Raw genomic sequence first — 26150 nt, forward strand, 5'->3', positions numbered from 1 at the left:
GGCGCCGGGTTTTCGTGGAGACAAAAGCAAGTTTGTTTACTTGATTTTTGCCTCTTTGAACATAACGTGCTTACGTACAACGGGATCAAACTTTTTGATTTCCATTTTACCAGGCATGTTACGCTTGTTTTTATCAGTGGTGTAGAAGAAACCTGTACCTGCTGAAGAAACTAGTTTAATTTTATCACGCATTGTTGGCTTCCTTAGATTTTCTCACCACGGGCACGCATATCAGTTAGTACTGAATCGATACCTTTTTTGTCGATAATACGCATGCCTTTTGCAGACAAACGTAGCTTAACGAAACGGCTTTCACTCTCAACCCAAAAACGGTGAGTTTGAAGGTTTGGCAAAAAGCGACGACGTGTCGCATTTCTTGCGTGCGAACGGTTATTACCAACCGTAGGACGCTTACCTGTTACTTGACATACTCTTGACATTGTATTTGTCTCCAGAACAACGATAACTGTCGCGCCAGTCAATCCCACGGCTCAAACAGACGTTGGGTCAAATGACGTATTACTATAAATTAGAGGGCGCATTTTATACAGCAAAGCCCAGCCCATTTCAATAAGAAAGTAAAAAAAGCGCGATATTTGTTCAGTAAAGCGGCTAATTTAATACTTTAGGAGAGTTTCACCATAAAACGCTGTACTTTTTTTTCAAATTCTTGATTGTAATAACTTGATACAAATTTGTGTGTGCGAACGTATACTAAACCACAACTGACGCATTCACTACCATTAGAATTATTTAGTAACGGCATGGCATTTGCTTTACTAGTGTAAAAATGATTGGAGCCTCTACATGGTGGGCAAAGTACTTTTTGACGTTCAACATCTATATTATATTCCGCAGTACCTACCCGTGGTGCATTCGCTGCAGGAAAGCGGGGTTTCCTGTTTGTTGGTTTTGCACAATGAACCCGACTTTGATGATATAAAAGTGGCGGCATAAAATCGATAAGAGCATGTATATAATCGCTAAAAGCCCAAGTCATGCGAATGCATTACTTACTCGATGCGCACAAACGCCTAGCGAAAAACAAGCGCAACGTCAGTCAATTACAAAGACAATGATTGGGGGAAACCGTCGGTCAGTGTAGCCAACGTATTGCCGCCTATTTAACTGAACCCACCTAGGAGAAAATTTGCGACGAATTATTACATTTGGCACCTTTGATGTATTGCATATTGGGCATATTCGTATTTTAAAGCGGGCACGAGAGTATGGTGACTATTTAATCGTTGGCGTATCGTCCGACGCGCTCAATTTTAGCAAAAAGGGCCGAAATCCCATTTATCCTTATTCTAGTAGAAAAGAATTACTGGCCTCTATGCGCTTCGTCGATGAAGTATTTATGGAAGAGTCGTTAGAAAAAAAACGCGAGTACATTGTTAAAAGCCAAGCCGATGTGCTGGTTATGGGTGACGACTGGAAAGGCAAATTTGATGAATTTAAAGATGTATGTGAGGTAGTTTATCTTCCACGTACACCTTCTATTTCAACCACGGAAATTATAGAGATCATCAAGGACTCTAACGGATGAAGTTCCTGCTTTACCTTTCGCAAAATTACTCTTTCGAAATTTTACGCCCCCTAGCCAATGTCATGTTGGATGAAGGTCATCAGGTAAAGTGGTTTGTGGAAGGCAATGAGGTCAATCGTACATTATTTCAGCCTACAGAAGCCGTACTTCCTACTGTCGATGATGCCGTGGCGTTTCATCCCGATGCGGTTTTTCTGCCCGGGAATGTTGTTCCCCCTTTCATCCCAGGGTTAAAAGTACAGCTATTTCATGGGTTTGAGTGGAAGAAAAAAGGCCACTTTAAAATTAGAGAGTGTTTCGACCTTTATTGTACGCAAGGCCCTTTTTTTACAGAGAAATTTCTCGAATTACGCCAGCCACATCCGCATTTCACCGTAAAAGAAACGGGCTGGCCTAAACTTGATGCACTCTTTAATATGCATGCCAGTAACCAGCGGGAAAAAGATGCTGTAGAAATTCTTTACGCGCCTACATTTTCTCCTAGCCTTACCTCTACCAGTGCCTTGTTCGACGAAATTGTAAAGCTTAGCCAACAGAAGCCGTGGGTATGGAAGGTGAAGTTCCACCCAAAGATGGAACAAAGCGTTATCGATAGGTATAAGGCAGCGCAGCACGATAAGCTAGTAGTTGTAGAAGATGCCTCTATTCTGCCTTTGCTTAGTACCTGTGATGTAATGCTCTCAGATACCTCTTCGGCTATTACCGAGTTTTTGTTGTTAAATAAACCTGTGGTGACCTTTAATAACGCGCAGCCTGAGCCGGTATTAATTGATATTACAGCGTCAAGCGACTTAGAAGCTGGCATTAGCCAAGCCTTAGCGTGCGACGACACGCTTATGTCTGCCATAAAAGCTTACCGCAACCAGATGCACCCATACGATGATGGCGCCTCTGCACAGCGTGTTTTAGCCGCCACAATAGAAGAAATACGTGAGTTTCCGCGGTCTGAAAATGTGGCAAAACCGAAAAATTGGTTTAGAAACTTTAAGCTAAGAAAGCGGCTTAATTACTGGCGCAGATAACGCGGGTTGTGGGCATATAAAAGGAATACAAAAAAGGGAGCTGAGCTCCCTTTTTTATTGATACTAAGTAATGGTACGCGTTATTGCTATGCACCATGCATGCTCAGCTATGCACCATACATGCTCAGCAATGCCCGCAGCTACTGCTGCTACTTAATCATAAAATGGCGAACGAACTTCCGTTGTATCAATTAAGCGTATAGGCCGCCTTAGCATTTGTCCGCCGTCACGTGAGATAGGTACCCACGGAAAATTACCGCGCCCTGTAGAAGGCTGTAATAGGAAGAGGTCGGAAGGGATCGAAATGTAGAACCCCTTGGTAAAACTACCCTCACCATATTCTTCTGACGAAACATCAGTGAAAGCGGCATAGGCACCTACAATAATGCCGCTATCAAAGCGCTTCGCAAAATCGATGTTGACCCCTTTATCTTTGGCAAGGAACTGGCCCACACTGGCGGTAATTTGCGTATCATCTAAAAACTCAGGACGATAATAAACACTAGCATGGCCGGTTATTGCTTCATAATCTATGGTGTCTAGCTTGCTGTATGGATCACGTTGTTTTACGTAGTTAATATCAATACCATAAGCAAGCCGGCTATCTACCGGACGATAGAGTAACTCGCCGCCTACCCCAGCAAACATACTTTCTAAATAGCCCCCGTAGACTTGCCCAAACACATCGTCACTTACTCTATCTTTGTAGTGAACAAACGCTGTGTCTAAGCCGATGGGGTTTTCCGAGATATATTCTCTTACTCGCGTTCTTACTCTCGGAAGCGCGACCTCTTCGTTATCAACCAGGTAATTAAACTTATCGAAGTTATCTAACAAACTTACCCTTGCACTAGTGATAAAAGATAGTTTGTTGTTAACCGCATACCCACCCCCTAAGATGAGCCCCGTTTGGTACAAATAGAAATCTTCTGGATTACCAAATGACTGGGTAAAGAAGAAATCTGCATTATAGAATAAGCCCTGTATGTTTGAGCCATCATAACTTTCTCTTGTGCGCTGCGAAGGCGCTTGGCGGGTATAGGTGCTGCTTAGGTCATTTTCTAAAGACTCGTAGCGAGCCGCTGAAATAAAGGCGCTCGCGTCTATTTCGGTATCAACCATAGGCAGACCACCACTGTTATCCACAATATGGTAAGTTTTCACTGAGTCTGGTAATTCAGACGCCACTATTCTTCCCACCCGCTCTATCGCTTCATGCTGATCGCGATAGGCGTACTGGGTACCAAAAAAGGTTGCTTCATTTTCAGTAATTTTGGCGCTGGTAAGGGCCAGACCACCTGAACGATAGAGGCTATTGTATAACCTTGATTTATCAACATCTTCTACCGTTTCTGGCGCGTTACGGGCCAATAATGAACGAGGGGGCTTATCGAATTTCACCTGGCTAATAGTATTCATATTAAACCTATAGGTGAAACCAAAGCCCACGGTATTTCCACGCTGATAGTTTAGGCTAACGTCTAGGTTTTCTAGGCGGTAAACTGCGCCTACATTCCAGCGGGTATCTTGTTGCAGTTCTCCCGCTCGATCACGTGAATAGTCGTTGCCTTCAAACTCTAGCTTTAAGGTGAGAGGCGCCCAAGGTGTTTGGTATTCAATACCGCCAAAGAATGCCACGTCCCCTTTGAAAAATTGCTGGTAATCAACTTTACCGCCTCGTCCCGAGAAACCGGTAGGACGTTCGCAAAAGCTCTCTCTTAATTCGCAGAATGGGTTGGTAATGTCGCTAGCCGTACCTAAATACCCCCAACCAAGACCTAAATGTACATCTACGGGGCCAAATGATTTACTGGCATTAATATATTCGCTTTCAAAAAAGCCCGTACCACCAAAGTCGCGAAAGCCCACCGAGATATCAGGCAAGTAATAGCTTTCTTTCCAAAGCCTAAACTTAACATCTAACCCTTTATCTTTTAGCGTTTGATCGCCACTAAACGACTCGACATCACTATAAAGACGAGTTCTCACGTCGGTATAGCGGGCGGTTGCTTCCATCCAATCGAAAAGCTGAAGGTTCACCGAAAAAAAGCGATATTCACCGTTGTCGGTGTAGTTCGCCGCAAAGCCACCTTCTTCACGCATTCTTGCGGTGGGTGTTTGAATAAGCCCATTACCCCCTTGCACCATCTGAGAGGGTTTTACCGTTACCGTGTGTGAATCACTGTCTGTCTCGGCAGAAGCAGAAAACGCACATATGCTACTAATGATGAGAGCTAAAGATGTTTTCTTTACAGGAGGGTTTGCACTCATTGAGGAAGGATCCTATGTACTGCTAATTTTGCGATTCGCTGATTCAAGTCATCCAGCGCGTGACCAATAATTTGGCCCTGTATGGGAACATATACTTGGCTACCCGGTATAAGCTGCCCGTAATCAATATTCCAGTATGCAATTCCGCGCTCACTCACTTTACCATTAGGTGCAATAACATAAACCGTACTGCGATCAGCCTCTGGATGATTTTTTACTTTGTCACTCACCGTGTAAATTGCGTTATTGCTGTGTCTGTACGCGCCGGGCTTGGCCACCGCGCCAGAAAAATGAACCACTGATGGTCGGCCCGTCAAGCGAAGTAAGTATTTACCAGCAGGAAACATAGGGTTTTCTTCAAAGAACACCCGAGCCCGTATATAAGAAACAGGCATAGTTACACGGGTTGCTACAGTCCATGATGCTACCTGGGTGTACATATTCTTTAGCAGTTTATAGGTAGATGAATCGGCGTCATACTCAGTAAGCAACTCTCTTATACGCGATAATACTGCTTCTTTTTCTCGTTCTGCTGTGGCGTCGTTTAGATCGAAAACCCCTGACGCGGGCCAATACCAGTCTCCCCCATTTGCAGCAATAGAAAGTACGCTAGATAATCTTACCGGATGGGCAAATTCATAAGGCTGCTTATTAATTAAAATAGTAACTTGTGCCCATGCTGCAGACGAAGCCATCCAAAGCGCAGCACCCACCATCATTAATTTCGCCAGTCTCATTGAGGTACTACTCCCCTACGCTTTAGTAAACGAACCACCCGGCTTAGATAAACCATGTCGTAGACATCTCCCTTGGGGCTGAATTTTTGTGATGACGCCAGCAACTCTTTGCTTTTTGCATCAAGAAAATACGTGTTTTCCCATATTAAACCGGTATCAATAAAGGGTGTAGTATCAGGAAAGTGAACAGTTTCAGTTATTTTCAATACGTTCATAGGGTAACCCATGTATTGCTGGGTAACTTCCCCTTGTATACGCCATGAAGAGGAAACAGGTAAGCCATAACCTACGCCCTCAATATCCACTTTGCGTAGCCATTCGTAGGCGAGTTTATTATCGCCAGCTAATGGGTTGTTCATAAGCTTGCTAGTGTAATACAAATCATTACCTAGCCCTTCTGTTTGCACAATAACGCCATGGTGCATGGTAAAGACAACTTTATCACCCGATACCCAGCGATACTTATCGCCTTCAATATAGGCGAGCGCAAGAGAAGCGGTGTCGCGTTCCCCTGCTTTGATCTGAATGAGATCGGCTTTACTGGTAGAAACTTCTTCGATTGTATAAGACGCAGATCTGTCTTCAAAGGCTAACTGAATAGTTCTTACATAAGATCGCGTGGTGTTCGAGCACCCCACCATCAAAATAGAAACTAAACCTATAGTGCATAGGGTATGGATAATTTTCATTGAAATGCTTCAGTGATAGATCGGAAAAAAGGCCTGTTCTAGCAATAAAAAAGCCGCTAATAAAAGCGGCTTTTTTCAAAAATAGGGTTTACTAAATAGATGGCGCGTAAGTAAACGTTACAGGCACAGTGATAGTTTGTGTAACTGAGCCACTTACCGTAGTTGTTAGCGTATTAGTAGTACCAACACACACATCACCTACTAGAGGATCTGAACCTTCACACGAAAGCGTAGGATCAACATCATCATCAGGAGTGTCAGCGTTAGCGTTTGCAATAATGCCTGCGGCTACGCCACCAACAACAGCAACAGTTGCAATGGTAGTTCCAGCAACGCCACCAATACCTACACCACCAGCACCTGGGCCAGCAGTACCTTCTTCTTGAGCGTTCACGCCTGCAACCATAGTTGCGGCAGCGAATAATGCAATAATTGACTTCTTCATATTCGTCCTTTCCTGAAATTTACCCGTTAGTATCCCATACTAAAGCATTTTAAATTAATTGACTAGATTATAGTCTAAATTAAACCAAATAATTGGCGGTATCTAGGATAGCAAACCTCGCTGTGCAAAAGACACTGTTTCTACGTCTCCCACAACAAAATGATCTAACACAGACACATCGATCATCGCCATAGCAGAACGGATCTCGCTAGTTAGGTTGATATCTGCCTGACTAGGATCTGCTACGCCTGAGGGATGATTATGGACCAATATAACAGCTGCCGCGTTATCTTTCATTACTTGCTTAACCAATTCCCTTGGGTATACAGCAGCGCTATTAATCGTGCCGCTAAACAAAATGCGAAAGGCAATGAGTTGATGTTGGCTATCTAGCATTAGCAGCCCAAACTTTTCATGCTGGCAGTCGCGAAGCACAGCTTGTAAGTATTTTTTTGTATCATTCACATTATTGAATACATCTTGCTTTTTTAAGGGAATTTCTAAGTTACGTCGGTAAATTTCAAACGCAGCTTGAAACTGAGCATACTTACAAGGGCCTACGCCAGTTACAGCCGTAAACTCTTTTTCGCTGCAGTTAACAATTTCACGTAACGAACCCAAGGTGGTTAATAGTTCGCGAGCCAGAACAACTGCGGTCTTTCCCGCCATGCCGGCGCCTAATATTACTGCTAATAGCTCTGTATCGGTTAGCAATTGCGCCCCCTTATGCAGGAGTTTTTCTCGCGGACGTTCTTGTTCGGGCCACCCTTTTATGGACATATGTATCCCCTGTATAAAAACCTAAACTAGTTATACCTCGACACCGCGTGAACAACGACTGGTCAAAGGAATAGAAGTGACGCTGGCGTCTGTCGTTCGGCTACCGTAAAAATTACCTTCATGGTAGGCTTACACCATACAAAATAGAGTGTTGTTAGTATGTCTTTAACAGATAAAAATGTGTTACTTGGGGTAAGCGGTGGTATTGCCGCTTATAAAGCGCCTGATCTTGTGCGCAAGTTTACTGCGCTGGGGGCAAATGTACGGGTAGTACTCACTACATCAGCGGCAGAATTTGTTAGCCCCATGTCGCTACAAGCCGTATCTGGTAACCCGGTGCACCAACAACTACTCGACCCCGCTGCCGAAGCGGCTATGGGGCATATTGAACTAGCAAAGTGGGCGGATGTACTGCTAGTAGCGCCCGCCACGGCGAATACATTGGCCAAACTTGCACATGGCATGGCTGATGACTTATTAACCACCCTTTATTTGGCTACTAAGGCGCAAATTTTTATAGCCCCTGCCATGAACCAACAGATGTGGAAGGCCCCTGCGACTAAGCGAAATATAGAAACCCTTACCCTTGATGGCGTAAATTTTATTGGGCCTGCAAGCGGTGAACAGGCATGTGGGGATATCGGCGCTGGGCGAATGGTGGAACCTTTAGACATTGCAAGTTATATCAGTAATACATTAGCCACCAAAAAGGCTAAAGCGAAACATGCCACTGACACACCTTCTTCCAAAGTATTGCAGGGCCGCCATATTATGATTACCGCCGGCCCTACTAGGGAGCCGTTAGATCCGGTGCGTTATATATCTAACCACAGTTCTGGCAAAATGGGATTTGCTATCGCTAGTGCAGCTATTGAACTAGGCGCACAGGTAACCTTAATAGCAGGGCCGGTAAACCTTGCTACTCCTTGCGGGTGTAAGCGAATTGATGTGGTAAGTGCAGATGATATGCTTGAAGCATGTAATTCTGTGATATCGTCTACTGATATATTTATTGCTACTGCTGCGGTAGCCGATTATAAAGCCGCCAATGTCGCTGACAATAAAATTAAGAAAACCGGCGATGAGTTAACACTTACTTTTATTAAAAACCCTGATATTCTAGCCACAATGGCAAACCGAAAAGCCAAGCCGTTTTGTGTGGGGTTTGCCGCCGAAAGCCAAAACGTAGAAGCCTATGCACGGGGTAAGTTGAATAATAAAAACCTCGATATGATTGCGGCCAATGATATTACTAGCGAAGGTTTAGGCTTTAATAGCGATAACAATGCACTTCACGTAATCTGGCAAAATGGAGATGTACACTTACCTGCCACCAGCAAAGCGGAATTGGCAAAAGGGCTGCTACAATTAGTGGCTCAGCAATATAATAAAAACCAAGCATCGGGCTCATAGTTTTAGCTATTGAGCCGATAATAATAAAAATATCAATAACCTATTGGCTTACGCCAACTTAACATGGAACACGAGCTCAACTAAGCTCGTTTGCGGAGGATTACTCTCATCATGCCTGCTGTCAAAAAAACAAATCGTAGAGCGCAAATCTTACAGGCCTTAGCGGGAATGTTAGAAACGAACGCCGGTCAGCGTATTACCACCGCGAAACTTGCACAAAGAGTAGGCGTATCTGAGGCTGCCCTATATCGCCACTTTCCCAGCAAAGCGAGAATGTTTGAAGGGCTTATCGAATTTATTGAAGAAACCCTGTTTACGCGTATCAATAAAATTATTAATGAAGAAAAAGATTCTGCAGCCCGCTGCCAGCTTATACTTCACCTTATTTTAGGTTTTGCGGAAAAGAACCCAGGCATTACACGTATACTCAATGGTGATGCACTTATGGGCGAGCAAGACAGGTTACGCGCGCGTATTGCCAAACTATTTGAGCGTTTAGAAACGCAAATGAAACAGGTATTACGTGAACGTAAATTGCGTGAGGGAAAAACCTTATCTGCGGAAGAAGACGTTATTGCCAATCTAATGATTTGCTATGTTGACGGGCGTATTAACCTTTATATTCGAAGTGGCTTTACTCGTAAGCCTACTGAACAATTCAGTGAGCAGTGGCAGATATTTAAACAGCTGTTTATTTAACACGTTTCGCCTGTGCCGTTGCTGCACAGGCTAACACGATAAAGCGCTTCGCCTTGCCTTAGCGCTACTCTCGCCCGAAGGCGAGTGTCTTCAGTATGCTTCTAAGTAATCCACGATACGTACTGAGCTTTTGCCATCGGTAGGGCCAGTATGATCTCGTGTATATTTTTCCCGTTCCTTGGCGTACAAAGAGGGCTGGGCCAATTGCTTCTCTACCGCTTCTCTTAATTCACTAAAACTATTGATGTGTAGCCCTATGTTTTCATAAATAACATTGTCTTTGCCAAATCGTTTTTCGAAACGGTATTTAAAGATACCGCGATAAGACCACTTCAATTTGAAGAAATTGCATACAATCACCGGCTTAGACAGTGCGACAAATTCAAATAACGTACTAGAGGCCTCACTTAATAAGATGTCAGCGTCTTTCATAAACGGCAGTAGTGACAATTCGTATTCGCTAGCCACATACGCATTTTCAAATGCCGCCCACTTTTTTAGCTTCTTGCGTTGATTCTTATAAGCTTCTCGGGTGTAGGTGAAGGTGTGAGGCTTAATAAGAATATTGAAATCTTCAAAGTAGCGAGGCCAATCATCAGGAAAGCGTTCTAATGAACTTGGGTTAAAGGTAGGGGCAAACAGCAGCGTCTTTTTGCTTTTGTCTAAACCTAGCTTGGCATAATCGAGCCCGGCCTCTGTGTTGTTGTAAAGCGGATCGAGTTTGGAGAAGCCCACCTGCACAAAGTTGTCGTTGGGATAGAGCTCTCTTATTTTTTTAAGCCTAAACTCCCCCTCAATAAAACGCACGGTCATTGGGGTGACCGACTTATGATAATAGCTGGGTTTTGGACCTACACCATGCCCTAACTGAGCGGTTTTGCTGGCTTGATGGATTTCATCTAAGTACGCAAAAGCGTTTCCAAAAAAGATCCAGTCTGGCTTATGTTCTACGTAATAGTCCCGGGCAGACTTGTCGTCTTCTACCCAGTGATAGTGGTAGGCAAGCGCGGTGAGTACTTGCGTAAATTTATCTTCACTATTCTTATTTTTATAGCAAACAAACGTTATCTGATGCCCTCGTCGAGTGAGTTCTTCACAAATAGGAAGAAATTGGGGCAAGTAGTAGACATTCACGGTGTCAAAAACGATATTCATACAGATAATTAGACTCTTTTTACAATAAGAAAAGTAACTTTATAAATTTGCTAACTAGCCTAACTCTTTGTTTATATTATAATGAGATGTCAATTTATAAACTAATCGTTGAGAGCCATGCTAAACGCCACATTATCAAAGTTCGGATACCCAGAAAGCCTTATTAAGACTTACGATTACTGGCATGTACTCTTAAGACCAGGCCAAGTCACTATTGGTTCTTTGGTACTTATTTGCAAAGAAGATGCCTATCAATATGCCGATATCTCTGAAGAGGCTGCTAGAGAGCAAAAACAGGTTATTGCTGATATCGAGAGGATACTGAAAAAGCGCTTCAACTTCAGCAAAATTAATTACCTTATGCTGATGATGGTCGATCCCGCCGTGCATTTTCATGTTATTCCACGTTACGATAGCCCTGTCACATTTTGTGAGAAGCAATTTGAAGACACCAGCTGGCCTAGCCCACCTAACTTAAAATCTGTCTTGCCTTTAGATGACATTTATCGTGATGAGTTGTTATCTACCCTTAAGGCCGACTTTGCATTGCTTTCTGTTCCGCAAATCAGTTCAGGTAAGAAGTACGGTCGTATGTATACCTCAGGGTGCTTTGATATTTTCCATCAAGGCCATCTCAATATCCTGAAAAAAACCAAGCAATTATGTGACTACTTAATTGTAGGCGTGTCTACCGATGAGTTAATTATTCAGTCGAAAGGTCGCCCGCCCCTCATTCCATTTGAAGAGCGAATTTCTATATTAGAGTCAAACCGCTATGTGGACGAAGTTATCCCACAAGTCGATAAGAATAAGCAAAAAGTGGTGGATGAATATCGTATTGATGCTATCTCGGTGGGGTCGGATTGGAAAGGTAAATACCCAAGCGTCACTTGTGAAATGGTGTATTTTGACTATACGCCAAATGTGAGCTCTACCGTATTAAAGCGCAAGCTGTAAGCCGTTAGCCGTTAGCCGTTAGCCGTTAGCCGTTAGCCGTTAGCCGTTAGCCGCGAGAATAGCAATAAAGAAAAAAGAGCCAGACTGATGATGTCTGGCTCTTTTTTTACTGTCTTATTGACCGAAGGTGGTACCGAAGAAGTCGCCTTCATTCCAGCTCGGCTTGTCTTCTTGGTTTGCCAGTGTCCAACCAATTTGTGCGTTTACCTTAGTGAAGGTTTCTGCCGCATTCCAGTTAAATGGCTGATGAATATCATCGCTAGGCTTATGGTAGTGGGTTGATAAGAACTGACCAAACACCTTACTACCATCCACACTGGGATCTTTAGATTTAAGACCCGGTACCATAAATACAGAAGGTACACCTTGTTTTACAAACGCATAGTGATCAGAGCGAGTGAATAGCGCTTGCTCTGGCCATGGATCTGGGCTTAGTTCGATATCTGCGTTAGCAGCGGCCTTTTCCACTGAATCTTGTAAGTCGCTGTGGTTTGCACCAAAGGCAATAACATCAGCAAATTCGTACGTTAAAATAGGCATATCAAGGTTAACGTTAGCCACCATAGAGGTTACTGGTACCGTTGGGTTACGGGCAAAATAGTCCGCTCCTAATAAACCTTTCTCTTCACCCGTTACCGATACGAATAAAATAGAACGCTTAGGCTTTTGTTTCATCTCACTAAATAAACGTGCCGTTTCTAACATTACCGATGTGCCAGATGCGTTATCCATGGCGCCATTGTTAATGTTGTCTTTTTTCACTGTTTTGGCAAAACCAATGTGGTCTGAGTGCGCAGTGAAAACTACGTATTCATCTTTTAACTGAGGATCAGAGCCTTCGAGCATACCTACCACGTTAGGGCTAGTTACCACTTCATGGGTGCTTTTCTTGCTTAAACTAACGGTGCCAGGAAGCGCAAAGCCTGTCGGTACTTTATCAGCTTCTAGGTCGGCATATACGTCCTCTAGTGAACGTTCTGCGCCTTCAAATAAGGTTTTTGCTGCACCTTCACTTAAGTAGGCGCCACCTTTAATTTCTGGGAAGCTATTCGCTGGCTCACCCTCTTCATTTAGCCATGCCATACGCGGTGTATGTATATAGCTTAAACGGCTTTGATAAGGGCGTACCTTTTCGTTTTTAGGTGTTGTTACCGTAATCATACCAATAGCACCACGGCTAGCCGCATACTTTTGTTTCTGGTAACCGGAGGCGAAGTGCGCCCCTTCTTCTGAAGGAAAATCGCTTGGCTTACCCGCTAGAGTAACCACTATCTTGCCTTCTACATCCATACCTTCGTAATCGTTGTGATCAAGCTCGTCGGCAACAATGCCGTAACCAACAAACACTAATTCACCTTCTACTTTTGCATCGGTGCTTAGTAGGCTTGGACCCGCTAAATACTGTTTGGGATAATCAAAGCTAATGCTTTCGCCACCGCGGGTTAAAGTAAATTCAGGAGACTCCTGCACTAAATTCGCTTTACGAAACGAAACCTGTTGCACATAGCCATCGGTTCCTGCGGGTTTTAGCCCATACTTGGCAAACTCTGTCGCAATATACAAAGCAGCAATTTCGTGGCCTCGTGAGCCAGTATCGCGCCCTTCTAACAAGTCGTCTGCTAAGAAAAAGAGATGCGATTTGATACGCTGCGTATCTGGGTTAAACGTACTTTCTGTCGTATTGTGGTTATGTGCATAGGATGACAATGACATTGCCGCTATAGCACCACCTAATAGTATTTTTTTTATCATTTTGATTTCCAACCATCTACAAAACTGCCCACATAGTACCCCACCGCCATTGTTTGGCAATGTTTGTGCTCGGCTTTTTCTACCATTGCCCGTATAAATAGACCAATGTAAACTTGCCGTGGTTTTACCCCCTCTATTCTTTTATTGAGTGATGTAAGAAAACACATGAGCAACAGCGATCTTTTATACCGAGTACAATTTGTTAGTAGTGGCGAGCGTTACGAACTCTACGTAAAAACGTTAACTCAAGGGGCTCTATTTGGCTTTGTTGAGGTCGGCGATTTTGTATGGGACACCCATACCAGTGTGGTAGTTGACCCTAGTCACGAGAAACTAAAATCAGAATTTGGTGATGTCACTAAAACCTACATCCCTATGCACAACATTTTGCGTATCGATTCTGTAAATAAAAAAGGCACGGCTAAAATTACTCAATTAGATAACAAATCTGATAAAGTAACAGCCTTTCCAAGCCCTATATATACACCTAAAAAAGAGTAACCCGCAGGGCCTTTCCTGTTCTAGGTTACCGGAGGCCCTAATGAAATATCTTTCTTTGCTCGCACTTTGTGCGTGCCTAATTAGTTCAGTCGCCTTTGCTGCGCCCAATAAAGATAACCAGTTTTATTCACTATTAGATGAAATATGGCAATATGAACTTAGTGTTTCTCCTTTACTTGCCTCCCGCGCAGGGGAACAAGCCTATGCCGATAAATTGCCAGATATTTCGCCTCAGGGCTTAGCCGCAAAACAAAAACAGTGGTTAGAATATCGCGAAGCATTAAATGCCTACTCTGCCGATAACTTGTCGAATGAGGGTTATATTGCGTTGCTTATGCAGCGGTATCGCCTAGACAATTATATCGATGAATATCGTTTTCGCGCGTACCTTGTACCCATTAATTCTGAATATGGTTTTCATGCCTCAATGGCAAGCTTGCCTGATTTAGCTACCTTTAAAAATGTTGCCGACTATCAGGCTTATACTTCTCGACTCAATCAATTACGCCCCTACTTTGAGCAACAAATTAAGTATATGCGTGAGGGGCTAGCAGAAGGCTATACCCAACCGAAAGTTGTGTTACAGGGTTTTGAAAAAGCGGTGGCCGCGTATATTGTAGACACACCGCAAGAAAGTGAGTTCTTTAAGCCTTTTACGTCTTTTCCTGAACATATATCCAACGCTGAACAAAACGCACTAACAGAAGCAGGTGTTGAGGCGATAAAAACCAGTGTATTACCTGCCTATCAAGCGTTTTATAACTTCCTTGTTGATGAATATATTCCGGGCGCCCGCGAGACAATTGCGGCCAATTTATGGCCTGACGGAAAGGCGTATTACGCGAATAGAGCAAAGCATTACACCACCACAGATATGACCCCTGAAGCCATTCATGCACTAGGTCTTAGCGAAGTAAAGCGTATTCGTGGCGAAATGCAGCATATTGTGGAAGACGTTGAGTTTGACGGTACTATCAACGACTTCATACAGTTTCTTCGTGAAGACCCTCAGTTTTATGCTAAGACAGCGCAAGAACTTCTAAAAGAAGCCGCTTTTATAGCTAAAAAAATGGACGCAAAACTGCCTTCGCTGTTTGAATATTTACCGCGTACGCCTTACGGCGTGGCCCCCGTTCCTGACAACATTGCGCCGAAATACACCACTGGCCGCTACATTCACCCTTCACGAGATGATAAACCTGGGTATTATTGGGTTAACACCTATGCCTTAGATAAACGCCCCCTTTATGCGTTACCGGCGTTAACGCTACACGAAGCGGTACCAGGGCATCACTTACAAGTTTCATTAGCGGCAGAACTTGAAGGTTTGCCTATGGTACGTAGGAACACCTATATTTCGGCCTTTGGTGAAGGTTGGGGGCTTTATTCTGAATTTCTGGGGATAGAAGCAGGTATTTATGAAGGTCCCTACGATAACTTTGGTCGCCTAAGTTATGAAATGTGGCGCGCTTGTCGATTGGTGGTGGATACAGGCATGCACACTATGGGGTGGACCCGTGAGCAGGCTGTGGACTTTATGATGGAAAACACTGCCCTCTCAGAGCATAACGTGAATACGGAGATTGACCGCTATATTTCATGGCCTGCACAGGCGTTATCTTACAAAATAGGTGAGATAAAAATTAAAGCTTTACGCAAAAAAGCGGAAGCCGCATTAGGGCAACATTTTGATGTACGTAAATTTCATCGCGCAGTATTAGAAAATGGCTCAGTTCCGCTGTTTATTTTAGAACAACATATTGATGCATTCATCGCACAACAAAAGGCCGCTATAAAATGATAATGATGGTGACATTTTCTGTAATTGGCTTTCTGATCCTTATTGTGGGCTATATGGCCCTGCGTATGCAAAACATGCAAAAGGAAATCACGCTTTCCCGTTCATCCGCTAAACAGAACAATAGCAAAGCAAGCCATGCTTATCGTACGCTTGTTATGGTAACGGAAGCGCTTGGCAAAAACTTAGCCACCCGCATAGATAATGCTTTTAAACGGCATTTGATCACGCAGCAACAACATCTTGTGTTAATGCTATTAATGAGCAACTTTTCCAATATCGTTATGCAGTGCAGCGAAAAAAGTGCAACGGTAGAGGAAGCCCTTTCACGAATACTTAAAACAGAAACATTAAGCTTTGTGGATATTCAGGATGTGATCAAAGAAATGCCAAGTAATATCCGCGTTGCTTGGTCTAAAAATACGGCAGAGGGATTTATTGCAGCGTGCCAGTTAATTACTGTATTTGTTACTGGGGACGCCGCGAAAAAAACCTCTCAAACAGAAAGCCAAGCTTCCTAATAGCATCTTTTATTCTCTAGCTATCATAGCGTTAGCAAATAGTATAAGCAGCTAAGCCGGACTGTTCTTGAAAAGCCCTCGACATACACTATAATACTGTACATCCATACAGTATTATAGTGTTATGAAAGACTCTTTATCCCTTTTTAACAACCACCCCAATATATGGCGGGCCCGCGAACAACCGGCGAATACAAGCCGGTTTGCGTTGGGTATTCACACGCTAGATGAGGCCCTGCACGGAGGTATACCAAGTGCTGGTGTGGTGAGTATTGCCTGTACTACAGGTATCGGGGAAGTGTCGTTATTTCAACAGGTGATTAGCCAGCAAAGAAAGCACAAATTACGGGTTTTTATTAATCCTCCCGCCCATGTGTGTGCCCCGTGGCTCACCACACAAGGAATAGATATTAGCCAAGTACTCATTATTACACCGGACAATGACGCCGATGCATTATGGGCAGCAGAGCAATGTTTAAAAAGCGCAGCGTGTCACTGTGTATTGCTATGGAGCAAGACCATGGCGGCAAAGACTGCCCGCCGGTTGCAAGTGGCAGCAACACATAATGACGCCCTGTGTTTATTGTTTTCTTTAGCGTCGAAAAAGCCCTCTTCTTTGCCGGTTAGCCTTGAGCTTAGTTTGAAGGCACACGAAGCGAACCTCACCGTAGACATATTAAAACAACGTCAAGGTTGGCCTGTACATAACCTATCGGTTCCTTTCTCTTGGACACCTGATAATCATGCCATTCAGTGGGCGATAAAAAATAATAAACGAAAAGTTCACTCACTACATTCTGTGAGCTAATAATGTTGTGGGCCTACTTACACTGCTATCAATTAACGCTAGATACTTACACACCTCTTCAACAAGGTGGTAGCGCAGATGAGCCTACTGTGGTTTATCATGAAAACAGCAATAGCGTGGTTCAGATGAACGCAGCGGCTAAGCAGCATGGTATAGAATTAGGCTTTGGTTTAGCCCAAACCGCCGCCCTGTGCCCTCAGGCTCATATTATTAAGTACGATAAAGATGTTGAAAAACAAGCCTTACTCAGCCTTGCTCATCAACTTTATCCACTGGCTTCTGATATTGTTATTAATACAGAACATAGCTTAGCTATTCGGTTAGATAACTTACTGCAATATTATGGCGGCTATGATGTATTGTGGAACACGCTAACCCACGAAATAAACCAACAAGGCATTCATTACCATTACGCCACAGCCTGGGGTATAGAGGCCGCCCGCGTACTTGCAAAAAGCCAAATTAACCAAATGCTACGCGAGCGAACAGCCATCACTAAATGTCTCGCTCACTGTAAACTGTCATACACAGATTTAGATAGCAAAGCGCTTAATGCACTGGAAAAAGTAGGAATAACCAGCATAGGTCAACTGCTTACTATGCCCGTGCACGAACTAGGCCGAAGGTTCACTAACGATACAATTCGCTACTTAACAGCGTTACGGGGAGAAACCTTCCCTACCCGCACCCTATTTAGACCAAGTAGCACCTTTAAGCAGCACACAGTATTACCTTTTGAGGTAGAAAATAGTCAACATCTTCTTCCTTACATGGGCAAGTTACTTGATACCCTTTCTCATTATTTACGGGCACGCAATCTCACCACCTCTTCTTTATGCTTTGAAATACAACTAAGAGAGGCTGAGCAGCAAGTAATGCCGGTAAGCGCTGCTACCCCCTTTACCTGCGCTACCGCATGGCTCGATTTGGTTAGCTTAAAGGTTGAGCGCCTGGTGCTGCAACAACCCGCTATCGCCCTCACCTTACTGTGCGAAGATTTCGAACCGATAGAAAAAGACACGAACGATTTGTTTTCCGACCGTTTTACTCACCTAGCGCAAAAGCAATTAATTGGACGCTTAAAAGCTAAGTTAGGCGAGCAAAGTACCCAGTTACCCGCCCTCGGCAATAGCCATATATTTGAAAAGATGACGGTTTATCAGGCACAGGGAAATGGGCAAAGCTATGGTTTTGATGCCGCGCCCACGTTCCTGCTTGATCACCCTAAGCCTCTTTCGGTAGCGAGCCGAGTATGCTTTGGGCCCCTGCGATTGCAAACCGGTTGGTGGGAAGAAAACACCCAAAAACAGGATTATTTTATAGCGCAAACCCCACAGGGCGTGCGCTTATTGGTATTTAAAGATACCGAGAGTAAATGGTGGGTACAGGGAGTGTACAGCTAATGTACTGTGAGCTTTTTTGTCAGAGCCACTATAGCTTTTTAACGGGCGCATCATCGCCGGCAGAGCTTGTTACCACCGCGTCTTTCTTAGGCTATAAAGCAGTTGCTATCACCGATGAATGTTCCGTGGCCGGTATAGTTAGAGCCTATGGCGCTATTAAGGAGCAACGCCTACCTATTAAACTTATTGTAGGTAGCTACTTTGTTTTTGATGAAACCTTAGCGTTTATTTTGTTGTGCCCTAATAAAGCGGCTTATGCTGAGCTATGCCGTATTATCACCAATGCAAGACGGCGTTCAGAAAAAGGCGAATATCAACTGGCAGAGTGGGATTTACGAACCCTACGTCACTGCAAACTTATTTGGTTACCCAGTGGCAATGAAGAGCCAGACAATCACTGGGCACAGTGGTTTACTAAGCATTCCAACATTCATACGCATATAGGGGCACAGCGTTTACTCGATGGCCACGACCATACCCGCTTTTCTACCTACAACCGTTTAGCACAGCAGTTTCACTTTCCTTTCGTAGCCTGTACCGGCGTGCTTATGCATCATAGCGATCAACTTCCACTACAACATGTTCTCCACGCCACACGGGTACATCAACCAATAGACAACTTGGGGCGGGAGGCTTTAAGCAATGCCGAGCGCAGTTTAAGACCGTTAAAAAAAATCACTAAGTTGTACCCTGAAAAATGGATAGATAACACACTGGCATTGGCCGAGCAGTGCCATTTTTCTTTAGCCGAGTTACGCTATCAATACCCGGCTGAATTAGTGCCTAAGGGTAAAACCCCTACAGACTACCTTAGAGAATGCGTAGAAGCGGGTATTAAAGTACGTTTCCCAGAGGGCTTGAGCGATAAGGTTCGTGGCTTAATTGAAAAAGAAATGCGGCTGATTGAAGAGCAACAGTACGCGTATTTCTTTCTTACCCTGTACGACATTGTGCAATTTGCCAAACGACAAGGAATTTTATATCAGGGTAGAGGCTCGGCAGCCAACTCTGTGGTGTGTTACTGCTTGGAAATTACGGCTGTAGACCCAAGGCAAATTAACGTGCTTTTCGAGCGTTTCATTTCAAAAGAGCGCGATGAGCCGCCAGATATTGATGTGGACTTTGAGCATCAACGCCGAGAAGAAGTTATACAATATATTTATCAAAAGTATGGCCGAGAGCGTACAGCTATTGCTGCTACAGTAATATGCTATCGGTTCAAATCGGCGTTTAAAGATGCGGGCAAAGCCTTAGGATTTAGTGAAACGCAACTGAGCTTTATTATTAAGCAAATAAACCGTAGAGACAGCGTTATACCATGGCAATCGCAACTAGAGCATTTAGGGCTTAGCAAAGAGGATAAAAAGGTAAATTTGCTAATTGAAATGACCGAGCAGTTGCTCGGTACTCCTCGACACTTGTCTCAACACGTGGGCGGTTTTGTTATTAGCGCAGGCCCCTTGTACGAATTAGTAGCCACAGAGAATGCCGCCATGCCCGAACGTACCATTATTCAATGGGATAAAGACGATATTGAAACCCTAGGACTACTAAAGGTAGATATATTAGCGTTAGGGATGCTAAGTGCCATCCGCCGTGCATTTGACTTGATTAATGCCCAGTTCCCGGTACCGGTAAACATACCTTTTATAACTAAACTTGGGGATGATCCTCAGGTTTTCGATATGATTTCAAAGGCTGATACGGTAGGCGTATTTCAAATAGAGTCGCGAGCACAAATGTCAATGTTGCCCCGCCTTAAACCGCGTTGCTACTACGACTTAGTTGTACAAATTGCCATTGTGCGTCCTGGCCCCATCCAAGGCGACATGGTGCATCCGTATTTACTTAGACGAAATGGCAAAGAAAGCATCAGCTATCCTTCTGAAGAAGTTAAGGAGGTACTTTCTCGCACTATGGGAGTGCCTATTTTTCAAGAGCAGGTTATTCAACTTGCCATGGTGGCTGCTGGCTTTAGTGGGGGGGAAGCTGATCAACTACGCCGCGCCATGGCCAGCTGGAAAAAAGATGGGCGTATTTTTGAGTTTAGAGACAAGCTAATTAAGGGTATGGTAAAGCGAGGATACAATGAACCCTTTGCTAATAATTTATTTGAGCAGATTAAAGGTTTTGCTGGCTATGGATTTCCTGAGTCTCATTCGGCCTCTTTTGCGGTATTAGCCTATGTATCTTGCTGGCTGAAATTCTACTTTCCAGTAGAGTTTTATGTCGCTTTGCTAAATAGTTGGCCTATGGGGTTCTATACGCCATCTCAATTGGTTCAAGATGCCAAGCGCCACAATATTTGTGTGCATCCGCCCTGCATCAACCGCTCAGACTTTGCTCATAAGGTAGTAAACCTTGCAGGCGACAAGCAAATTCAACTGGGCTTAACTATAATTAAAGGGCTGGGAGAAACCGCGGCTCAATATGTATGTTCGCAGCGACCGAAACAAGGCTATGAGAGTATAGAGGCGGTACAGAAGCTAGCTATACGCCGAGATGAGCGAGAAGCTTTAGCCAGTGCTGGAGCCTTTAACCAACTCAGTGGCAATCGTTACGAAGCGAGATGGCGCATGATGGACCAACAAGCGACCCTACCTTTGTTTGACAGTCTGCCTATAGAAAATAGTTTAAATAGAGCCCCTAATGAGGTTGAAGATCTACTAGAGGATTATGCCGCTACCGGCCTTTGTACTAACAATCACCCTATTGCACTATTAAGTAAAAAAAAGAACTTAAACTTTATTACACCTGCCAACCAGCTTAAAACCAAAGCACATAAATCTGTAGTTAAAGTGCTTGGTTGCGTAACAGGTCGGCAAGCGCCAGGTACGGCAGCAGGCGTAACCTTTATAACGTTAGAGGATCATACTGGCAATATGAATATCGTGGTTTGGGTAGCTACCGCGCGAGCACAACAAGCAACTTTTTTAAAATCAACATTGTTGCAGGTCAATGGTATTATTGAGCGCTCTAAAGAGGGAGTCATACATATTATTGCTGGAAAACTCATCGACAGAACACAATGGCTAACGTCACTAAACCTTGCGTCGCGCGACTTCCACTAACAAAAGCATCTCCATTAGTGCTAGCAGTAACCTACTCTATCTGTAAATATAAACGAGGAGTACATTATGTTTATACGCATAGTAAGCCTGCTACTTGCAGTTTATAGCACTTCATTAGCTGCTGAAAAATACATTGTAGGGGCGCAAAATATTCAATACTTACCTCATTACGACTTTTCATCACCGGTTGATAAGGGCGTAGGTTGGGCAATATTAGAAGCGTTTTCAAAACACTCTGGTCATGAATTCATTTATCTGAGTATGCCCATACGCCGCTTGCAGATGGAACTGATGAAAGGGCACGTAGACTTTGTCTACCCAGATAACCCTAATTGGTACAATCAGATTACTAAGGCAGAAGATAAATTTTTCTCGCTGCCCCTGACTCACGCTATTACCGGTACATTGGTGAAGCAAAAAAACAGCGGTAAAGGTATCAACAGCATTAAACGTATTGTAATGCCGCTCGGATTTACGCCTGTGAACTGGCAAACTCGAGTGGATGAAAAGCTTACTGAAATAATCTGGACGTCCGATATCTACGCAGGTTTGTCTATGTTACAAAAAGGACGCGTTGATGCCATGGACCTTGAGGTGCATGTGGGGAAATACTATAGCGAACACACCTTAGGTTTTGATAATTTTGTGCTAGATTTAACCTTGCCTCACAACGAAGCGCCTTTCATGCTTTCAACATTACACCATCAAGCGATACTGGCCGAATTAAACCAATTTATTAAAAGCAACCCGCAGAAAATACGTGAAATAAAGCAAGCATACGGTATTATTAATTACGGCGATTTAAAGCCAACACTTATTAAACAACAAGATGTCGATGAAATCGATATATGGCATACACCAGCAGCGGCAGCGCTGAGGTAATAACATGTTCACCCACAACATCCGTTTATATTTGCTTTTATTAACGCTGGTTAGCTTTCAAAGCATGGCCGAAAAGCTCATTGTGGGAGCCCAAGAACTCGACTATTCCCCCCATTACAATTTCTCATCCCAACGAGATAAAGGCGTAGGTTGGGCAATATTGGAAGCATTTGCTAACCATACAGGTTACGAAATAGTTTACGTAGGCTTACCGGTAAAACGGCTACAAATTGAATTGCAAAAAGGCAGTATCGACTTTGTTTATCCCGATAACCCTCGCTGGCAAGATAGCTTTATCGATAAAAAACCAAAGACCTTCTCACACTCTATTGTAAATACGCTAACCGGGACATTCCTAAAGCCAGAACGATTAGCAAGCCCAATTGAGTCTCTAAAACGAATAGCCCTTCCTCGGGGATTTACACCCGTAAAATGGCAACAACAAATACAAGCTGAGCAAATCAAAATAGTAGAGGTAGACGACGTCTACGAGGGCTTGCGCTTACTCAAGGACGGAAGTGTAGATGGAATAAACCTCGCGTATAACGTAGTAGACTATTTCACCCGCAGATACCCTGAACTAGGCACGTTTACTTTAGATACCAGCTTACCAAACAAGGAAGTGGAATTTCAGCTCTCTACAGTAAAGTATCCAAACATTATCGCCGAGCTTAATGCCTTTCTTATCAGTCATAAATCTATGCTTGATAAGATAAGACAGAACTATGGCATGCAACAACCTGAAACCATACTTACACGTCTAACTCGTCAACAGGCTGTGGATACTACGCCGTAAAATAAACCTTGTAATAGTTTCTGTATGCAAGAAATTTGGTAATAGAACCTGTCATACGCTCCTCCCTTAAAAAAATAAGATATTGATTTATTGGTAATTTTTAGTGGTTCGGTTTTTGCTCCTCATCTAATCTAGATAAGGAGTTTTCATGTTAAAGGTAATTAAATATTCACTTATTGCACTTATATGCTTGCCAACTATCGCTATGGCGAAGCAAACTGTATCGGTTGATTATATGCATGGTTTTGATGACATCGACGGGCTCAGGTTTGGCTATAGACCAGTAGAACAAACCTTGGCTACCGACTGGTTTGGCGACATAAAGTTATATTGGGAAGTCAGCGCTGTAGTATGGGAGTACGGCGAACAGGATACGCACAGTACCAGCTACGGTGTATCACTCACCCCCGTTTTTATGAAGCAAATTGGTACATTGAACGACACATACCCCGTTTACTTTGAAGCGGGTATCGGCGCCAGTTATATTGGCGATCAAAAAGTAGCGGGCAAAGACATAGGGTCAAATTATCAGTTCGAAGATAGGCTGGGGCTATTTGTAGATCTTGATGATAATCAGCATGTTGCTCTGCGTTATATGCATTTTTCAAATGGCGGTTTCAACAATGATAACCCAGGTTTAGATTTCCTAAACTTATCGTATGCATATCACTTTTAAACATGACATGTGCAGGTCGCTGTATGGTTTACTTACCCATTCAGCGCCCTTTTAACGTTACTTAACGCAAATTTCACTAGCCCCTACCGCGGCGCTCTGTCTATTGGTATATAAGTAAGCTATTACTTACGAAAACCAAAAATAACAAAGAGCTCTTAGTGAAAACTAAAATTCACCTATTACTGATGGGTATACTCTGCCACAATCCCTTGTATGCGGACACGGATTTAAAATGTGACGTAAGACTTCCAGCACAAACTCCAGCGGCACTACTGCCTTGTTTTGCATCACCTTCACCCACCATAAGAGATGAATACGCCTTTACTGAATTCAGTCGAATTCTTCGTGGTGGCGAGGTGAGTCAAGCAGCCTTGGTCACTATGGCGAGGGATATTCAGCACCGAGTGCGAAGCGAAAATATTCAAAATTATCACAAAGCTTTTCTCACCTTAGGCTTAGCTGAAATAGCTCGCGCTGATAGAAAAACGCCCTTTTTGAATCCTGCTCAGCGACAAGGGTTAGTGGAAACCGCGCGCTTTCTGTTTGAAACCACCGCAGACTTTACTGGGTTTCATACGGAATATGGGTATATTCACCAAATCCCTCATACTGCTGACCTTGTATTGCAGCTTGCCTTGAATAAATATATATCTCAGCAACAACTCATTGACCTAGCGCTGTCGTTAAAAGAGGTCATCAATCCTCAGCAAACTATCTTCTACCACACTAACGAACCAGATAGATTAGCAAGAGCAAGTATCTATCTGTTTCTGCGAGACGAGCTAAATGCAGATTTTGTAACTCAATGGATAACCGATGTTTCTAAGCCTCCCACCCCAACGTGGGCGGAAGCATACCAGAGTAATCAGGGCCTAGCGGCCATGCACAATGTGAAGCACTTTTTAGGGCGGCTACTACTTGCAAGCTATGGTAAACAAAACGAAAGAATAGCCTTGGTCCATGAAATGACGCTAGCACAGTTAGAAACCGTAAAATAGGGTGAAAAAAGGGGGCCAATACAGCCCCTGTATATACTACTCTACTAAGAAGTAGACTTAGCTTCGACTAGCTTCTCTAATAGTGTCTCAATTCGCCTAACGCTAGAGATAAGTGCAGCCAACTCTTCGTCGTTATCGTGCAGTGTATTACTAGGGTTAGTGTCTCTGTTAACAATAGCTATACTGTCTTTTTGCATTAATATAGTCTCCCTAAAGTTAGCCGCTTCTTCTATTCCGATAAGCGAAACTAACGCGCCAGCAGACGATTGCCCAGCTGTTTCAAAGTTTAGACGGTATAATTTAAACATACGCATCAAAGGCCCCTGAATCATAGCCACATCGGTTATCTTCTCAAGCGGGATTGATTTCTCTTCTTTATGAAAAATCCCCCGCTTAACAACTAATTTTCTCTCAGTGATGGTGGCAGACATAGCCGCTAGTATTTTTGAACTAAAAATAAAGAACAGTGGAATTGTTATTATCAGAAGTGGGATACCTACTACCGTAACCGTAGAAAAAAACAATAAACTTACTAACCAGTATAACTTTACCGCAGGGTCGAATTTAGCGCTGAGAACGGTTCTTTCTTGCATTGGTAACCCTTCCTTAGTGGTGATTTACAAATAGCTGCTTAGTTAGCTACTTTATCTTCTACTATAGTTAACCTTGCTCACTTATAACAATAGGTATCTTGTAAGCTTTTATGTATAGCGAAATTAGCGGCGAGACGAATTAGCTATAAACTGTGGGAAATTAAATACGATAGAAATTGAAGAATAATATTCAGAGAAAGTACTCTGACCCCATTGTTTGTGCTTTTTACACACGCTAGAAAGCAAAAAACCCGCCGTAAGGCGGGTTTTTCTAATAGGGACTTGGCAGTGTCCTACTCTCACATGGGGAAACCCCACACTACCATCGGCGCTAATACGTTTCACTTCTGAGTTCGGAATGGGATCAGGTGGTACCGTATCGCTATGGCTGCCAAGAAATTTGGTAACAATTTGGGAAAGTTTGATATTAATTCAATCAGTGAGTAACTTACTTTTTACTCTGTCTTGCTTTTAGCTTATCAATTTGCTTACAACGCCAACTTCTCACGAAGCCTTTTAGGCGTTGTATGGTTAAGCCTCTCGGGCAATTAGTACAGGTTAGCTTAACGCCTTACAACGCTTCCACACCCTGCCTATCAACGTCATCGTCTATAACAACCCTTCCGGACTTTAA

General features: G+C 43.5%; 26 protein-coding genes and 2 rRNA genes. 15 read left to right on the forward strand and 13 right to left on the reverse strand.

The window, feature by feature from the left end; genetic code table 11:
- Positions 1 to 36: 36 nt before the first annotated feature.
- The 3 genes from rpmG to GTH32_RS04865 form a co-directional block, all read right to left on the reverse strand.
- A complete protein-coding gene (rpmG, locus tag GTH32_RS04855; RefSeq protein ID WP_013786148.1) occupies positions 37 to 192 on the reverse strand; it encodes a 50S ribosomal protein L33 in 156 nt (51 codons plus the stop codon).
- 11 nt (positions 193 to 203) lie between these two features.
- Positions 204 to 440, reverse strand: a complete 237-nt coding sequence (rpmB, locus tag GTH32_RS04860) for a 50S ribosomal protein L28 (protein WP_163084116.1) — start codon at positions 438 to 440, stop codon at positions 204 to 206.
- Between the two features lie 185 nt (positions 441 to 625).
- A complete protein-coding gene (locus GTH32_RS04865; RefSeq protein WP_163084117.1) occupies positions 626 to 1000 on the reverse strand; it encodes a hypothetical protein in 375 nt (124 codons plus the stop codon).
- Between the two features lie 150 nt (positions 1001 to 1150).
- On the opposite strand from GTH32_RS04865, the gene GTH32_RS04870 reads away from it, so the two are divergent.
- Together GTH32_RS04870 and GTH32_RS04875 are read left to right on the forward strand one after the other, a co-directional pair.
- Entirely contained in the window at positions 1151 to 1549 is a 399-nt protein-coding gene (locus tag GTH32_RS04870) for an FAD synthase family protein (protein ID WP_163084118.1), read from the forward strand.
- Positions 1546 to 2571: a CDP-glycerol glycerophosphotransferase family protein gene (locus tag GTH32_RS04875; protein WP_163084119.1), complete on the forward strand. Its 1026-nt coding sequence runs from the start codon at positions 1546 to 1548 to the stop codon at positions 2569 to 2571. Before GTH32_RS04870 ends, GTH32_RS04875 begins: the two co-directional genes overlap by 4 nt.
- Positions 2572 to 2724: 153 nt before the next feature.
- On the opposite strand, the gene GTH32_RS04880 is transcribed toward GTH32_RS04875, so the two are convergent.
- The 5 genes from GTH32_RS04880 to radC form a co-directional block, all read right to left on the reverse strand.
- Entirely contained in the window at positions 2725 to 4842 is a 2118-nt protein-coding gene (locus GTH32_RS04880) for a YjbH domain-containing protein (protein ID WP_163084120.1), read from the reverse strand.
- Positions 4839 to 5579, reverse strand: a complete 741-nt coding sequence (locus GTH32_RS04885) for a capsule biosynthesis GfcC family protein (protein ID WP_163084121.1) — start codon at positions 5577 to 5579, stop codon at positions 4839 to 4841. Before GTH32_RS04885 ends, GTH32_RS04880 begins: the two co-directional genes overlap by 4 nt.
- The gene (locus GTH32_RS04890; RefSeq protein WP_163084122.1) at positions 5576 to 6268 is read right to left on the reverse strand and encodes a YjbF family lipoprotein; all 693 of its coding nucleotides are present in this window, start codon (positions 6266 to 6268) and stop codon (positions 5576 to 5578) included. Before GTH32_RS04890 ends, GTH32_RS04885 begins: the two co-directional genes overlap by 4 nt.
- Before the next feature lie 91 nt (positions 6269 to 6359).
- A complete protein-coding gene (locus tag GTH32_RS04895) occupies positions 6360 to 6713 on the reverse strand; it encodes a hypothetical protein (RefSeq protein WP_163084123.1) in 354 nt (117 codons plus the stop codon).
- A gap of 102 nt (positions 6714 to 6815) precedes the next feature.
- The gene (radC, locus tag GTH32_RS04900; protein ID WP_163084124.1) at positions 6816 to 7493 is read right to left on the reverse strand and encodes a RadC family protein; all 678 of its coding nucleotides are present in this window, start codon (positions 7491 to 7493) and stop codon (positions 6816 to 6818) included.
- Between the two features lie 159 nt (positions 7494 to 7652).
- On the opposite strand from radC, the gene coaBC reads away from it, so the two are divergent.
- On the forward strand, positions 7653 to 8906 hold the full coding sequence (gene coaBC, locus GTH32_RS04905) for a bifunctional phosphopantothenoylcysteine decarboxylase/phosphopantothenate--cysteine ligase CoaBC (protein ID WP_163084125.1): 1254 nt from the start codon (positions 7653 to 7655) through the stop codon (positions 8904 to 8906).
- A gap of 111 nt (positions 8907 to 9017) precedes the next feature.
- On the forward strand, positions 9018 to 9605 hold the full coding sequence (gene slmA / locus GTH32_RS04910) for a nucleoid occlusion factor SlmA (protein WP_163084126.1): 588 nt from the start codon (positions 9018 to 9020) through the stop codon (positions 9603 to 9605).
- A gap of 90 nt (positions 9606 to 9695) precedes the next feature.
- Here slmA and GTH32_RS04915 read toward each other — a convergent pair whose 3' ends face one another.
- Positions 9696 to 10760 (reverse strand): CDP-glycerol glycerophosphotransferase family protein, encoded by a 1065-nt coding sequence (locus GTH32_RS04915; RefSeq protein ID WP_163084127.1) that lies wholly within the window; start codon positions 10758 to 10760, stop codon positions 9696 to 9698.
- A 117-nt stretch (positions 10761 to 10877) separates the two neighbouring features.
- Here GTH32_RS04915 and GTH32_RS19465 point away from each other — a divergent pair, with 117 nt between their 5' ends.
- Positions 10878 to 11717, forward strand: a complete 840-nt coding sequence (locus GTH32_RS19465) for an adenylyltransferase/cytidyltransferase family protein (protein ID WP_246223138.1) — start codon at positions 10878 to 10880, stop codon at positions 11715 to 11717.
- Positions 11718 to 11831: 114 nt separating this feature from the next.
- Here GTH32_RS19465 and GTH32_RS04925 read toward each other — a convergent pair whose 3' ends face one another.
- The gene (locus tag GTH32_RS04925; protein WP_163084128.1) at positions 11832 to 13469 is read right to left on the reverse strand and encodes a M28 family metallopeptidase; all 1638 of its coding nucleotides are present in this window, start codon (positions 13467 to 13469) and stop codon (positions 11832 to 11834) included.
- Positions 13470 to 13634: 165 nt separating this feature from the next.
- Here GTH32_RS04925 and GTH32_RS04930 point away from each other — a divergent pair, with 165 nt between their 5' ends.
- The 10 genes from GTH32_RS04930 (at position 13635) to GTH32_RS04975 (ending at position 24923) form a co-directional block, all read left to right on the forward strand.
- Positions 13635 to 13970, forward strand: a complete 336-nt coding sequence (locus GTH32_RS04930; RefSeq protein ID WP_163084129.1) for a DUF1820 family protein — start codon at positions 13635 to 13637, stop codon at positions 13968 to 13970.
- 40 nt (positions 13971 to 14010) lie between these two features.
- Complete coding sequence (locus tag GTH32_RS04935) at positions 14011 to 15771, forward strand: DUF885 domain-containing protein (protein ID WP_163084130.1); 1761 nt, start codon at positions 14011 to 14013, stop codon at positions 15769 to 15771.
- The gene (locus tag GTH32_RS04940) at positions 15768 to 16289 is read left to right on the forward strand and encodes a hypothetical protein (protein ID WP_246223139.1); all 522 of its coding nucleotides are present in this window, start codon (positions 15768 to 15770) and stop codon (positions 16287 to 16289) included. Before GTH32_RS04935 ends, GTH32_RS04940 begins: the two co-directional genes overlap by 4 nt.
- 124 nt (positions 16290 to 16413) lie before the next feature.
- Positions 16414 to 17097 (forward strand): translesion DNA synthesis-associated protein ImuA, encoded by a 684-nt coding sequence (imuA, locus tag GTH32_RS04945; RefSeq protein WP_163084131.1) that lies wholly within the window; start codon positions 16414 to 16416, stop codon positions 17095 to 17097.
- Positions 17098 to 17099: 2 nt separating this feature from the next.
- Positions 17100 to 18500: a Y-family DNA polymerase gene (locus tag GTH32_RS04950; protein WP_203565363.1), complete on the forward strand. Its 1401-nt coding sequence runs from the start codon at positions 17100 to 17102 to the stop codon at positions 18498 to 18500.
- Positions 18500 to 21571, forward strand: coding sequence for an error-prone DNA polymerase (locus tag GTH32_RS04955; RefSeq protein ID WP_163084132.1), 3072 nt, complete (start codon positions 18500 to 18502; stop codon positions 21569 to 21571). Before GTH32_RS04950 ends, GTH32_RS04955 begins: the two co-directional genes overlap by 1 nt.
- A gap of 66 nt (positions 21572 to 21637) precedes the next feature.
- Positions 21638 to 22453, forward strand: coding sequence for a type 2 periplasmic-binding domain-containing protein (locus tag GTH32_RS04960; RefSeq protein ID WP_163084133.1), 816 nt, complete (start codon positions 21638 to 21640; stop codon positions 22451 to 22453).
- Between the two features lie 4 nt (positions 22454 to 22457).
- Positions 22458 to 23249, forward strand: a complete 792-nt coding sequence (locus GTH32_RS04965) for a substrate-binding periplasmic protein (RefSeq protein ID WP_163084134.1) — start codon at positions 22458 to 22460, stop codon at positions 23247 to 23249.
- 148 nt (positions 23250 to 23397) lie between these two features.
- The gene (locus GTH32_RS04970; RefSeq protein ID WP_163084135.1) at positions 23398 to 23925 is read left to right on the forward strand and encodes an acyloxyacyl hydrolase; all 528 of its coding nucleotides are present in this window, start codon (positions 23398 to 23400) and stop codon (positions 23923 to 23925) included.
- 158 nt (positions 23926 to 24083) lie between these two features.
- Positions 24084 to 24923 carry a DUF2785 domain-containing protein gene (locus GTH32_RS04975; RefSeq protein ID WP_163084136.1) on the forward strand — a complete coding sequence of 280 codons (840 nt, stop codon included), beginning with the start codon at positions 24084 to 24086 and terminating at the stop codon, positions 24921 to 24923.
- 44 nt (positions 24924 to 24967) lie between these two features.
- On the opposite strand, the gene GTH32_RS04980 is transcribed toward GTH32_RS04975, so the two are convergent.
- The 3 genes from GTH32_RS04980 to GTH32_RS04990 form a co-directional block, all read right to left on the reverse strand.
- Positions 24968 to 25516 (reverse strand): PH domain-containing protein, encoded by a 549-nt coding sequence (locus tag GTH32_RS04980; protein WP_163084137.1) that lies wholly within the window; start codon positions 25514 to 25516, stop codon positions 24968 to 24970.
- A gap of 280 nt (positions 25517 to 25796) precedes the next feature.
- Positions 25797 to 25912 (reverse strand): 5S ribosomal RNA (rrf, locus tag GTH32_RS04985).
- Between the two features lie 131 nt (positions 25913 to 26043).
- Positions 26044 to 26150, reverse strand: a 23S ribosomal RNA gene (locus GTH32_RS04990); the annotation flags it as partial.

Source organism: Alteromonas profundi (assembly GCF_010500865.1).
GTDB lineage: Bacteria > Pseudomonadota > Gammaproteobacteria > Enterobacterales > Alteromonadaceae > Alteromonas > Alteromonas profundi.